Source organism: Massilia sp. CF038, from assembly GCF_900129765.1.
Taxonomy (GTDB): Bacteria; Pseudomonadota; Gammaproteobacteria; order Burkholderiales; family Burkholderiaceae_D; genus Telluria_A.
Genome location: NZ_FQWU01000001.1, coordinates 307,852 through 320,872 on the forward strand (window position 1 = coordinate 307,852; position 13,021 = coordinate 320,872).

General features: G+C 62.8%; 11 protein-coding genes. 10 read left to right on the plus strand and 1 reads right to left on the minus strand.

Features of this window, described 5'->3' with window-relative positions:
* Positions 1 to 3 precede the first annotated feature (3 nt).
* Positions 4 to 1,077, minus strand: a complete 1,074-nt coding sequence (locus tag BUC24_RS01365; RefSeq protein ID WP_073212290.1) for a substrate-binding domain-containing protein — start codon at positions 1,075 to 1,077, stop codon at positions 4 to 6.
* A gap of 124 nt (positions 1,078 to 1,201) precedes the next feature.
* Here BUC24_RS01365 and BUC24_RS01370 point away from each other — a divergent pair, with 124 nt between their 5' ends.
* From BUC24_RS01370 to BUC24_RS01415, 10 genes are all read left to right on the plus strand, one after another.
* On the plus strand, positions 1,202 to 2,842 hold the full coding sequence (locus BUC24_RS01370) for an OFA family MFS transporter (RefSeq protein WP_073212291.1): 1,641 nt from the start codon (positions 1,202 to 1,204) through the stop codon (positions 2,840 to 2,842).
* A 65-nt stretch (positions 2,843 to 2,907) separates the two neighbouring features.
* Positions 2,908 to 4,608, plus strand: coding sequence for an NADH-ubiquinone oxidoreductase-F iron-sulfur binding region domain-containing protein (locus BUC24_RS01375; RefSeq protein ID WP_073212292.1), 1,701 nt, complete (start codon positions 2,908 to 2,910; stop codon positions 4,606 to 4,608).
* The gene (gene fdhF, locus BUC24_RS01380) at positions 4,605 to 7,424 is read left to right on the plus strand and encodes a formate dehydrogenase subunit alpha (protein ID WP_073212293.1); all 2,820 of its coding nucleotides are present in this window, start codon (positions 4,605 to 4,607) and stop codon (positions 7,422 to 7,424) included. Before BUC24_RS01375 ends, fdhF begins: the two co-directional genes overlap by 4 nt.
* Positions 7,421 to 8,287 carry a formate dehydrogenase accessory sulfurtransferase FdhD gene (locus BUC24_RS01385; protein ID WP_073212294.1) on the plus strand — a complete coding sequence of 289 codons (867 nt, stop codon included), beginning with the start codon at positions 7,421 to 7,423 and terminating at the stop codon, positions 8,285 to 8,287. Before fdhF ends, BUC24_RS01385 begins: the two co-directional genes overlap by 4 nt.
* Entirely contained in the window at positions 8,287 to 8,988 is a 702-nt protein-coding gene (locus tag BUC24_RS01390) for an ABC transporter permease (protein WP_143167356.1), read from the plus strand. The genes BUC24_RS01385 and BUC24_RS01390 overlap by 1 nt, the downstream gene beginning before the upstream one ends.
* A gap of 11 nt (positions 8,989 to 8,999) precedes the next feature.
* Positions 9,000 to 9,644, plus strand: a complete 645-nt coding sequence (locus tag BUC24_RS01395; RefSeq protein WP_073212295.1) for an energy-coupling factor ABC transporter ATP-binding protein — start codon at positions 9,000 to 9,002, stop codon at positions 9,642 to 9,644.
* A complete protein-coding gene (locus tag BUC24_RS01400) occupies positions 9,641 to 10,447 on the plus strand; it encodes an ABC transporter substrate-binding protein (protein ID WP_073212296.1) in 807 nt (268 codons plus the stop codon). The genes BUC24_RS01395 and BUC24_RS01400 overlap by 4 nt, the downstream gene beginning before the upstream one ends.
* Positions 10,448 to 10,589: 142 nt before the next feature.
* Positions 10,590 to 11,372, plus strand: coding sequence for a PEP-CTERM sorting domain-containing protein (locus tag BUC24_RS01405; protein WP_073212297.1), 783 nt, complete (start codon positions 10,590 to 10,592; stop codon positions 11,370 to 11,372).
* Between the two features lie 79 nt (positions 11,373 to 11,451).
* Positions 11,452 to 12,129, plus strand: a complete 678-nt coding sequence (locus BUC24_RS01410) for an NAD-dependent epimerase/dehydratase family protein (protein ID WP_073212298.1) — start codon at positions 11,452 to 11,454, stop codon at positions 12,127 to 12,129.
* Positions 12,126 to 13,019, plus strand: coding sequence for an aldo/keto reductase (locus BUC24_RS01415; RefSeq protein WP_229447958.1), 894 nt, complete (start codon positions 12,126 to 12,128; stop codon positions 13,017 to 13,019). Before BUC24_RS01410 ends, BUC24_RS01415 begins: the two co-directional genes overlap by 4 nt.
* The last annotated feature ends 2 nt before the right edge of the window (positions 13,020 to 13,021 follow it).

Below are 13,021 nucleotides of genomic sequence, written 5' to 3' on the forward strand. Positions count from 1 at the left end.
ACCTCAGGGACGCCCGAAGGCGTCTGTCAGCGACAAGATTGTGCCGGTGTCGGCTGCGTCGTAGCCGGTCAGCTCGTTCACCCGCTCGTGATAAGCCGGCGTTTGCAGGACCGTGATCAACTGGCGCAGCAGCGGCGCTTCCAGGGCATCGCGCCGAATGGCGAAAAAATAGCGTTCCTGCAGCAGCGGGATGAAGTCGAGGCGGAAGCGCTGCGCTGCCGTGCGCACCCCGATGCCGACATCGGCCATGCCGCTGGCGATGTAGGCTGCCACGGCCGAATGGGTAAATTCGGCACTGTTGTAACCGGCGATGTCGTGCGGCGCAATGCCCGCCTCTGCCAGCATCAGTTCCAGCAGCATGCGCGTGCCCGAACCTACCTGCCGATTCACAAAGCGCACGCCGCTCTGGGTCAGATCGCGCAAATCCTTGATGCCAAGCGGGTTGCCAGGCGCGACAAACAAGCCCTGATGGCGCACCGCCAGATGAATCAGGCAATGCTCATTTGGATTGAGCCAGCGCGTGTACCACGCCACGGCGGCCTGCTCGAACTGGCCGGTTGGCACGTGAAAGCCGGCCAGATCGCACTCGCGCCGCGAGAGGGCGGCAACCGCATCGGTGCTGTTGCGGTAGCGTAGTTCGACCGGCATTTCCATCTTGTTGAGCATGACCATCAGGGCGGCTACGGCAAAACCGTGGCTGGCATCCATGCGCAGCGAGGCCATTTGTTCGGCCGCCATTTTGCCCAGTTCCCCTTCCAGCTCGGAGGCCAGGCTTTCCAGTGTGGGCGACAGGCGCGCCGCAATGCGGCGGTCGGCCCACACCAGCTTTTGCGCCAGCGCCGTCAAGGCGGTGCCGCGGCCGCGATCGGTCACCAGCAGGCTGCTGCCGAACATCGCTTCTGCGTCGCGCAGCAAACCCCAGGCATAGCGGTAAGACAGTTTCACTGCTTTGGCCGCTTGTGCGATGGAGCCCGTATCGTGCACGGCAACCAGCAGGGCGAGCAGGGCTGCCGTGTCGAGCGCAGGCTCGGCATGGAAACTGATTTCCCAATGGGGGCGAATATGTACGCGGATCATCGGTTAAAAATAGCCTATTTTTGTCCAGTTCAATGCATGTTACGCTCAAAAAATAATAATTGGTTTACAGGAGATATGCTTTCCTAAGCATATTGTCGTTACAAAAATAGAAGTGGAGCGAGACATGGCTTTTCTGGATTTCCTCAACAAAGAGCGGACCATTGCAGATGGTTCCTTTAACCGCTGGCTGGTCCCGCCTGCGGCCCTGGCCATTCATCTGTGCATTGGCATGGCGTACGGCTTCTCCGTGTTCTGGCTGCCGCTGTCGCGCGCCATCGGGATCAAGGATCCGCAAGCCTGCGCGGCCGACATGAGTCTGCTCAGTGAATTGTTTGCCACCGGCTGCGACTGGAAAATCTCGTCGCTGGGCTGGATGTACACCTTGTTCTTTGTGTTCCTTGGTTCGTCGGCGGCCCTGTTTGGCGGCTGGCTGGAACGGGCTGGTCCGCGCAAGGCAGGCGTGGTGTCGGCTCTGTGCTGGTGCGGCGGCCTGGTGATCTCGGCCATTGGCGTGCATCAGCACCAGATGTGGATGATGTGGCTGGGCTCGGGCGTGATTGGCGGTATTGGTCTGGGGCTGGGCTACATTTCGCCGGTATCGACCCTGATCAAATGGTTCCCTGACCGGCGCGGCATGGCCACCGGCATGGCCATCATGGGCTTCGGTGGCGGCGCGGTGATTGGTGCCCCTTTGGCCAACGAGTTGATGAAGCATTTCGCCACGCCCACTTCGGTCGGCGTCTGGGAAACCTTCCTTGCCATGGCCGCGATCTATTTTGTGTTCATGATGGCGGGCGCCTTGTCGTATCGGGTGCCGGCCTCCGGCTGGAAACCGGCCGGCTGGACGCCGCCGCCAGCAAACGCGGCCAACACCATGATCACGACCCGCCATGTGCATGTGAAACGTGTCTGGGGCATTCCGCAGTTCTGGCTGCTGTGGGGCGTGCTGTGCCTGAACGTGACGGCCGGCATCGGCATCCTGGGGATGGCGTCGCCCTTGCTGCAAGAAATCTTTGCCGGGCGTCTGATTGGGCTGGACCTGGCCTTCAACGATTTGAGCGTCGCGCAAAAAGCCCAGACGGCTGCCATTGGGGCTGGACTGGTGGGCTTGCTGTCACTGTTTAATATCGGTGGACGTTTCGTTTGGGCATCGTGTTCCGACTACATCGGACGTAAAGCAACCTATTTCGTTTTTCTCGTGCTCGGCTTTATCCTCTATGCATCGATTCCTTCGCTTGCACACGCCGGTAATCTGTTCCTGTTTGTGACTGCTTTCTGTATCATCCTGTCCATGTATGGCGGCGGCTTTGCAACCATTCCAGCCTACCTGGCCGACCTGTTCGGCACCCAGATGGTTGGTGCGATTCATGGTCGTCTTCTGACCGCGTGGTCGGTGGCGGGCGTGTTCGGTCCGGTGCTGGTCAATTACATCCGCGAGTATCAATTGTCGACGGGTGTGCCAAAGGCGCAAGCGTATGATGTGACGATGTACATCCTGGCCGGCATGATCGTGCTTGGCTTCCTGTGCAACCTGATGGTGCGTCCGGTTGCGGACAAGTACTTCATGACTGACGCCGAACTGGCAGTGGAAAAGAAGCTGGCACATGACCGTGATGCGAGCGCCAATGGGACTGGTGCTGCCGGCGCCGCGGTGGCCGTGCGCAGCAATCCGCTGGTCACCGCGTTTGCCTGGGCCGCCGTGGGCATTCCGCTGGCCATCGGCATCTGGCTCACGCTGCAAAAAGCCGCCGTGTTCTTCAAGTAAGGCGCTTGCCGGTGCGCCCTTCGGGGCAGCGCCTGGCAAGGCAAACGATCCAGTCAGGACCAGTCATGAATCACCCAGTCATTCCCATCGCAGTTCAGGGCAGTACGCGCCAGCGCAAACGCCAGGCACCCAAGGGGCGCCGCGTCGATCCGGACGCGCTGATCGAAGTACAGCGCCTGCTTGGCGGCGCATCGCGCCAGGCCGATCTGCTGATCGAGCATCTGCACAAAATCCAGGATGCGCACGGCAGTTTGTCGGCTGCGCACCTGGCGGCGCTGGCACAGGAAATGAAGCTGCCGCAGGCGGCCGTGTACGAGGTGGCCACCTTCTACCATCACTTCGACATCGTCAAGGAAGACCAGGTGGCACCAGTTGGCCTGACCGTGCGCGTCTGCGATGGCCTGTCGTGCGAAATGGCCGGTGCGCAGGATTTGCTGGCTCGTTTGCCGGCCTTGCTGGGCACCGAGGTGCGTGTGATTGCCGCGCCCTGTATCGGGCGCTGCGAACAGGCGCCGGCAGCGGTGGTGGGGCAGAACCCGGTGCCGCATGCCAGTTGCGAAAAAATCGCCGGCACGGTGCAAGCCGGGGCGGTGCTGCACGCGCCGCAAGTGTACACCGGCCTGGCAGCCTACCGCGCTGCTGGCGGCTACCGCCTGCTGGCCGACTGCGTGACCGGCAAGCGCGATGGCGACAGCCTGATCGCGATCATGGAAAGCTCGGGCTTGCGTGGCCTGGGCGGGGCCGGCTTCCCGGCCGGCCGCAAATGGCGCATCGTGCGGGCCGAAGCGGGGCCACGCCTGATGGCCATCAACATCGATGAAGGCGAGCCAGGCACCTTCAAGGACCGCACCTATCTGGAAACCGATCCGCACCGCTTCATTGAAGGTGCGCTGATTGCCGCCTGGGTGGTCGGTATCGAGACCATTTACATCTATCTGCGCGACGAATACCACGGCTGCCGCGCCCTGCTGGAGGCGGAACTGGACAAGCTGCGCGCCGATCCGCCCATGACCGGCATGCCCGAAATTATTTTGCGGCGCGGTGCCGGCGCCTACATCTGCGGTGAAGAATCGGCCATGATCGAATCGATCGAGGGCAAACGCGGCATGCCGCGCCTGCGGCCACCCTATGTGGCCCAGGTCGGCCTGTTCGGGCGGCCCACGCTGGAACACAACTTTGAAACGCTGCACTGGGTGCGCGACATCGTCGAAAAGGGCGCCGACTGGTTCAGCGGCCACGGACGGCACGGGCGCAAGGGCTTGCGTTCATTTTCTGTGTCGGGTCGGGTGCGCGCGCCCGGCGTCAAACTGGCGCCTGCGGGCATCACCATTGCGGAGCTGATCGAGGAGTACTGCGGCGGCATGCAAGAGGGGCACCAGTTTTATGCCTATCTGCCCGGTGGCGCATCGGGCGGCATTCTGCCTGCTTCCATGAGCGATATTCCGCTCGACTTTGACACTTTGCAGCCGTATGGCTGCTTTATCGGCTCGGCGGCCGTGGTGGTGCTGTCCGACCAGGATACGGCGGCAGCGGCGGCGCGCAACACGCTCAAGTTCTTCAAGCACGAGTCGTGCGGGCAGTGCACGCCATGTCGCGTTGGCACGGCCAAGGCAGTCACGCTGCTTGAACAGCCACAGTGGGATACGGCTTTGCTGGCCGACCTGTCGCAAGTGATGCGTGATGCGTCCATTTGCGGCCTGGGCCAGGCCGCGCCGAATCCGTTCGACTGCGTGATCAAGTACTTCCCGCACGAGGTAAATGCATGAATGCGATAACACGACTGGGCCGCCAGGCTCTGAGCGGCGAAGCGGTCAGCTTCGAGATCAATGGCAAGGCTGTGCGCGGCTTCGCGCACGAAACCCTGATCGAGGTGGCCAAGCGCGAGGGGATCGAGATTCCCCACCTGTGCTACCGCGAAGGCATGGAAGAAGTGGGCAACTGCCGCTCCTGCATGGTGGAGATTGATGGTGAGCGTGTGCTGGCGCCGTCCTGCTGCCGCCATCCGTCCCAGGGCATGAAAGTCAGCACAGACAGTGCGCGCGCCGTTGCAGCCCAAAAGATGGTGCTCGAAATGCTGTTGTCGGACATGCCGGAAACCGAGTACACGCGCCATAACGAGGTGGATTTCTGGGCGCGCAAGCTTGCCGTCGGCAAGCCGCGGTTTGCCTCGCGCAGCCAGCCGCGCCAGGACGCCTCGCACGCCGCCATCACGGTCAATCTGGACGCATGCATCCAGTGCACCCGCTGCGTGCGCGCCTGCCGCGACGAGCAGGTGAACGACGTGATCGGGCTGGCCTTCCGCGGCGACCACGCCCAGATCGTGTTTGATATGGACGACCCGATGGGCAACTCCACCTGCGTGGGCTGTGGCGAATGCGTGCAAGCCTGCCCGACCGGCGCGCTGATGCCTGCGCGCGAGGCGGCGTTGTCGGTGCCCGATAAAAAAGTCGACTCGGTGTGCCCTTACTGCGGCGTGGGCTGCCAGCTGACCTACAACGTCAAGGACAACAAGATACTGTACGTGGAGGGGCGCGACGGCCCGGCCAATCACGAACGCCTGTGCGTCAAGGGCCGCTACGGATTCGATTACGCGCACCACCCGCACCGCCTGACTGTCCCCCTGATCCGGCGCCCCGATGCACCCAAGCGTGGCGACTTCGTGATGGACCCGGACCGTGTGATGGACGTGTTCCGCGAAGCGAGCTGGGAAGAAGCGCTGGCGCTGGCGGGCGGCCAACTGGCCACCATTCGCGACACGCATGGCAAGCGCGCGCTGGCCGGTTTTGGCTCGGCCAAAGGCAGCAACGAAGAAGCCTATCTGTTCCAGAAGCTGGTTCGCACCGGCTTTGGCAGCAATAATGTCGACCACTGCACCCGCTTGTGCCACGCCTCGTCAGTGGCGGCGCTGCTGGAGGGGATCGGGTCGGGCGCGGTATCGAACCCGGTCATGGATGTCATCAAGGCTGAGGTGGTGATTGTCATCGGCGCCAATCCGACCGTTAATCACCCGGTGGCGGCAACCTGGATCAAGAATGCGATCCGCAACGGCACCAAGCTGGTGGTATGCGATCCGCGCCGCTCGGATCTGGCGCGCAGCGCGCACCGCTACCTGCAGTTCAAGCCTGACACCGACGTCGCGCTGCTCAACGCAATGATGCACGTGATCGTCAGCGAAGGCCTGGTCGACAAGGACTTCATCGCCAGCCGCACCATCGGTTACGAGGAGCTGGAAAAGAACGTGGCCGGTTACGATCCGGAGCTGATGGCCCCGATCTGCGGCATCGATGCCGAAACGATCCGCTATGTGGCGCGGCTGTATGCCACCTCGAAGGGATCGATGATCTTGTGGGGCATGGGCATTTCGCAGCATATTCATGGTACCGACAACGCACGCTGCCTGATCGCGCTGGCCCTGATGACCGGGCAGATCGGCCGTCCCGGCACTGGCCTGCATCCGCTGCGTGGTCAAAACAATGTGCAGGGCGCGTCGGACGCTGGTTTGATTCCAATGATGTTCCCCGATTACCAGCGGGTCGACAATCCAGCGGCACATGCCAAGTTTGAACAGGCCTGGGGCGTCAAGCTGGACGACAAGCCCGGCCTGACGGTGGTGGAGATCATGCATGCGATCAAACGCGGCGAGATTCGCGGCATGTACATCATGGGTGAAAACCCGGCCATGTCCGACCCCGACGCAAACCACGCGCGCGAATCGCTGGCAGCGCTCGACCATCTGGTGGTGCAGGATATCTTCCTGACCGAGACGGCCTATCTGGCCGACGTGATTCTGCCGGCCAGCGCCTTCCCCGAAAAAACCGGCAGCTTCACCAATACCGACCGACTGGTGCAGATCGGCCGGCAGGCCATCGATCCGCCAGGCGACGCCCGCCAGGACCTGTGGATCATCGGCCAGATAGCCGCGCGCATGGGCTTGACCTGGCAGTACGCCCACGTGTCGGAAGTGTTCGACGAAATGCGCCACACCATGCCCAGCATCGGCGGCATCACCTGGGAGCGGCTGGAACGCGAACATGCAGTTACCTACCCGTGCACCAAGGAGGGCGACCCCGGCGAGCCAGTGGTATTTACCGACCATTTTCCACGCGAGAGCGGGCGCGCACGCTTCGTCCCGGCCGACATCATTCCTGCCGACGAGCGGCCGGACGCCGACTACCCAATGGTGCTGATCACGGGTCGACAGCTTGAGCACTGGCACACGGGCAGCATGACGCGCCGCACGGCGGTGCTGGACGCGATTGAGCCTGATCCGGTGGCGCTGGTGCACCCGCTCGATCTGGCCAGCATGGGCGGCAAGCCGGGCGACGTGATCACCATCGCCTCGCGCCGTGGCCAGGTTGCCCTGTACGCCCGTGCTGACGACAGCTCGCCGCGGGGGGCGATCTTTGTCCCGTTCTGCTACTACGAGGCGGCAATCAACAAGCTGACCAACGCTGCGCTCGACCCGTTCGGCAAGATCCCGGAATTCAAATACTGCGCCATCAAGGTGGCACTGGGCGGCGTTGTGACAGAGCAGGGCAGTTACGGCGGCGGCCAGGTGCTCGCCGCGCTGGACGCGTCATGAACATGAGCGGCCATCCGGGCCGTCAGCGCCCTGTTCTAAGCTCGGCCAGCGCCGCGTTGACCCACGACGTCGAGGTGGTGGATGAGCGGGGACGGCGCTCCACAGTCGCCATCCCGGCTGAGCGGCCATTGACGGTGTATGTGGACAAGCGCGAGCTGGTTACCTTGATGACGCTGGGCGGTGCCCCGGAAGCGCTGACGCTCGGATATCTGCGCAACCAGCGCCTGGTGCGCTCGATCGGCGACATCGTATCGGTGCAGGTCGACTGGGCAGTCGACGCGGTAGCCGTCGTCACCCGCAGCGGCATTGCCGACGTCGAGCAGCGCACGGCAAAGAAGGTCGTCACGACCGGTTGCGGGCAAGGCTCCGTATTTGGCGGCCTGATGGACGAAGTCGACCAGATTGCGCTGCCGCCGGACGCACGCCTGCGCCAGTCGACCGTGTACCGCATCGTCGACACCATCCGCACCCAGCAATCGATTTACAAGCAGGCCGGCTCGGTCCATGGCTGCGCGCTGTTTTCCAGCAGTGGCGAGCTGCTTTACTTTATCGAAGACGTCGGCCGCCATAATGCAGTGGACGCCATCGCCGGCCTGATGTGGCTTGATCAGATGGATGGCGCCGACAAGGTGTTCTACACCACCGGGCGGCTAACTTCCGAGATGGTGATCAAGGGCGCGCAAATGGGCATACCGTTTTTGCTGTCGCGTTCAGGCACCACCCAGATGGGCCACATGGTGGCCGAGAAGGTCGGCATGTCGCTGCTGTCGCGCTGCACGGGCAAGCACTTCCTGCTGCTGACCGGGCATGATCGGCTGGTATTCGAGCCCGCGCTGCTTGACGTTTCCCCCAATACGGCCTGATGCTGGACGCTAGCGCGCGCGCCTTCGGCTTGCTGTTTTCCGGCGATGCGGCGCTGTGGGGCATCGTCTGGATTTCGCTCAAGACCAGCATGGTGGCCTTGTTCCTGGCAGCGCCGCTGGCGATACTGCTCGGTTATGCGATCGCCATCTTTCGTTTTCGCGGCCGTCGCCTGGCCATCTGGCTGGTGCAGGCCACGCTTTCGCTGCCCACTGTGCTGATCGGGCTGTTGCTGTATCTGCTGCTTTCGCGCCACGGACCCTGGGGCGGCTTGCACTGGCTGTTTTCGCAGCCAGGCGTCATCCTGGGCCAGTTTGTCATTGCCATGCCGGTGCTGGTGGCGTTCACGCTGGCCGCCGTGCAGGCGGCCGATCCGCGCTATGCCGAGACAGCCATCGCGCATGGCGCCTCGCGCTGGCGCACCATGTGCACGGTGCTGCACGAGGTGCGCTTTGGCGTGATGGCTGCTGTCATCAGCGGGTTTGGCCGCGTCATCTCGGAGGTCGGTTGTGCGCTCATGGTGGGCGGGAATATCGCCGGCGAGACACGCACCATCACCACTGCCATCGCGCTGGAAACCAGCAAGGGCGATTTTGCCCAGGGGATTGCGCTGGGCATGGTGCTGATTGCGATTGCGCTGCTGATGAACGGTGCGCTCATGTTCCTGCAGGGCGACGCCCATGCGGCGGGGGCACGCGCGTGAACGCGGCGCCCATGCTGCTGCTGCGTGGACTGCGCAAGACGCTGGGTGAACGCGTGCTGTTCGATATCGACACGCTGGCGGTGGAGAAGGGCCGCGCCTACGTGCTGACAGGCGTCAATGGGGCCGGCAAAAGCACCTTGCTGCGCGTGCTGGCCGGACTGGAGCCTGCCAGCTGCGCAAGCATCAGCTGGCAGGGCGAGGCGCTGCGGCTGGCGCCCTATCCGGCATGTATGCGCACGCGCATTGTGTACGTGCACCAGCACCCGGTGCTGTTCTCGACCAGCGTGGCCCACAACGTCGCCTTTGGCCTGCTGGCGCGCGGCATGCCGAAAGCGGCTGCCGCTGCCGAGGCGCAGGCTGCCATGGAATGGGCCGGCGTGGCCCATCTGCAGGCCAGCGATCCGGCCGTTTTGTCGGGCGGCGAAAAGCAGCGCGTGGCACTGGCGCGCGCCAAGGTCCTGCGGCCCGATCTGCTGTTGCTCGATGAACCGACCGCCAACCTCGACGGCGCTGCAAGGGAGCAGGTCATTGCCCTGATTCCCGCACTGATCGACGCTGGTAATACCGTGATCATGGCTTGCCATGACCGTGATCTGATCAACCTGCCGGGCGTGCGGCGCTTCAAGCTGCGCGACGGCCAACTGGAGTTCAAATGAAAAAACTGCTCACCCTTCTGGCCTGCGCCGCATTGATATCGCCGTACGCGCTGGCACAGCAGACCATTCGTCTGTCCACCACGACCAGCACCGAAAACTCGGGCTTGCTGGCTTACCTGCTCCCCGTGTTTGAAGCGAAGACCAGGACCAAGGTACAAGTCATTGCCGTCGGCACCGGCAAGGCGCTGGAGCTGGCCAAAAACGGCGATGTCGACGTCACGCTGGTGCACGCGCGCCAGGCGGAAGACAAGTTTGTCGCCGACGGCCACGGCGTCGACCGGCGCGATGTGATGTACAACGATTTTCTGGTGGTGTGCCCGGCCAATGACCCGGCGGGCATCAAGGGCAGCAAGGATGTGATTGGCGCCTTTCGCCAGCTCGCTGCGGGCAAGACCAAATTCATTTCACGCGGCGACAATTCGGGCACCGAGGTGATGGAGCAGAGCTACTGGAAGACCGCCGGCGCCAAACCCGAAGGCGGACGTTATCTGTCCGCCGGCCTGGGCATGGGCGAAGTACTGACCATGGCCGCCGAGCTGCAAGCCTGCACTCTGACTGATCGCGCCACCTTTATCGCCTACAAGGCCAAAACCGGCCTGGCGATCATGGTTGAAGGTGACAAACGCATGTTCAACCCCTACGGCATCATCGTGGTCAACCCTGCGCGTCACCCCGGCATCAACGAGAAGGGCGCGCGCCTGCTGGCGGACTGGATCACGTCGGCAGAGGGACAGCGCCAGATCAGCCAGTTCCGTGTGGACGGGCAGCAGGTGTTTTTCCCTTCCGCCGCCACGGGCCCGTGACGTGACACGCGCGGCAGTGTCGAATTTCTTTACATCATCTCTGCTTGATTAAACGTAAGTGTTTGATTTTTATCAATCTTCCGGCTTTGGCATGCAAATTGCATAAAGTGAACTACTCTTAAAAAAACAGGAATATTGATACATGAATAACTTGAAATCCCTGCTGGTTGCAATGTCCCTGATGTTCACCGGCGCAGCAAGTGCCGGCACCATCACCGATACTGGCGCTGGCGCGTACTGGGGCGGCGATCACCATGGCTATGGCGACGTGATTGGTGCCAGCATGTATGACATTCTTTCGGCTGATGCCCATCTGGACAGCGGCTGGTTGACCGTCAAAATCAACACCAACTTTGCCGGTCATGCTGGCGCAGATACCTGGGCAATGCCCAAAGGCATCGGTTACGGCGACTTGTTCCTGGCCAACGCCTGGAATGTCGTTGGAAAAGATGCGCACCACACAACCGACAATGCCAAAACCGGTACCAAATGGAACTATGGCCTGAGCCTGGACAACCGTTGGAGCAACACTGGCGGCACCTTTACCCTGTACGAGCTGAACGGCGCCACCAATGCCGCCAACATCCTCAACTCGGAAAGCTTCATGACCTGCGCGCTGGTGAAAAGCTGCTACTTCCGTGATGGTCAGGAAACGGCTGTCAAAACCAACTCGAGCACCGTGCACAACACCGGCCTGACCGGCAAGTGGACCGTCAACGCCAACAAGGACCTGACCTTCGTCATCGACGTACGCGGTACCGCGCTGGCCAACGCTGGCGACCTGGCCCTGCACTGGGGTGAAACCTGCCAGAACGACGTCATCGAAGGCTTCGTCGATGTGCCGGAACCGTCGGGCATCGCCCTGGCTGGTCTGGGTCTTGGCCTGATGGCGCTGCGTCGTCGCCGCGCCAAGGCTGCGGCCTGATTGCCTGTGGCGTCTGACTGGGATTTCAGCGCACGGTGAGCGATAATAGGGCTGAATTCATTCAGCCCGAGGTCACCCTTTGAAAGTCCTGTTGTTTGGCGCCACCGGCATGGTCGGGCAGGGCGTGTTGCGCGAGTGTTTGCAGGCTGCCGACGTGGAGCTGGTGCAAACCATCGGGCGCGCGCCCACCGGCCAGCAGCATCCCAAACTGCGCGAGCGCGTGCATGCCGACATGTGGCAGTACGACGCGATCGCCAGCGAGCTGGCGGAGTTTGACGTGTGCTTCTACTGCATCGGCGTCACATCGTCCGGCCTCACCGAACAAAAATACACCCACCTCACGTATGACATGACGCTCGCTGCGGCGGGCACGCTGGCGCGCGTCAATCCGCAAATGGTGTTCATCTACGTCTCCGCCGCGGGGGCCGACAGCAAGGAGCAAAGCCGCCTGATGTGGGAGCGGGTGCGCGGGCGGACAGAAAACGCCTTGTTCAAGCTGCCGTTTCGCGCCACCTATGTCTTCCGACCGGGCATGATCGAGCCGCTGGACGGCATCAAATCGCGCACCACCGCCTATCGCATCTTCTACTCGCTGACCAAGCCGCTGCTGCCGCTCCTGCGCGCGGCCCTGCCTAACCAGGTACTGAGCACACGCCTGATCGGGCAAGCCATGCTGGCGATTACGCGTAGCGGCAGCCGCTCGCGCGTACTGGAAATGGCGGACATCGCGCAGGCTGGCAAGGGCGCGCGGGCATGAACCGCCGCGATGCGCTGTATGCGGTTGCCGCCGGCCTGACCGGGGTGCCGGCGTTTGCCCTGCCATCCATGCTGACACGGCGTGTTCCATCGTCGGGGGAAATGCTGCCCGTGATCGGCCTGGGAACCTGGCAAACCTTCGACGTTGGCCATAAGCCGTCCGACCGCGCCGAGCTGGAACTGGTGCTCAAGGAATTCGTCGCGCTGGGCGGCCGGGTGCTCGATTCGTCGCCCATGTACGGCAGTGCAGAACAAGTGGCAGGCGACCTGATGGCGCAGCTGGGTGTGCGCAAGAAGATGTTCGTCGCCACCAAGGTGTGGAGCTCGGACAAGGCGGCCGGCATGCGCCAGATGGAAGAGTCGATGGCCAGGCTGCGCGCGCGCCCGATTGACCTGATGCAGGTGCATAACATGCAGGACGTCGAAATGCATCTTGAGACCCTGCGCGAATGGAAGCGCCGCGGCCTGGTGCGCTACATTGGCGTGACCCATTACACTGCCAGCGAACACGAGACGATGGCCAGGCTGATTGCCAGCGAAGCGGTCGACTTCATTCAGATTAACTACTCGGCAGGCGAACGTCAGGCCGAGCAGCACTTGCTGCCGCTGGCGCGCGAACGCGGCGTGGCGGTGCTGGCCAACCGGCCGTTTGTGGGCGGTGATGTATTCCGGCGTGTGCGCAGCAAGCCGCTGCCGGCATGGGCGGGCGAGATCGACTGCACCAGCTGGGCGCAACTGCTGCTCAAGTTCGTCGTGTCGCATCCGGCGGTTACCTGTGCCATTCCCGCCACCAGCAAGCTCGAACACCTGCGCGACAACATGCAGGCCGGCGTTGGCCGCATGCCGGACGAAAAACAGCGGGTCCGCATCGTGCGCCTGCTGACCAGCTGATG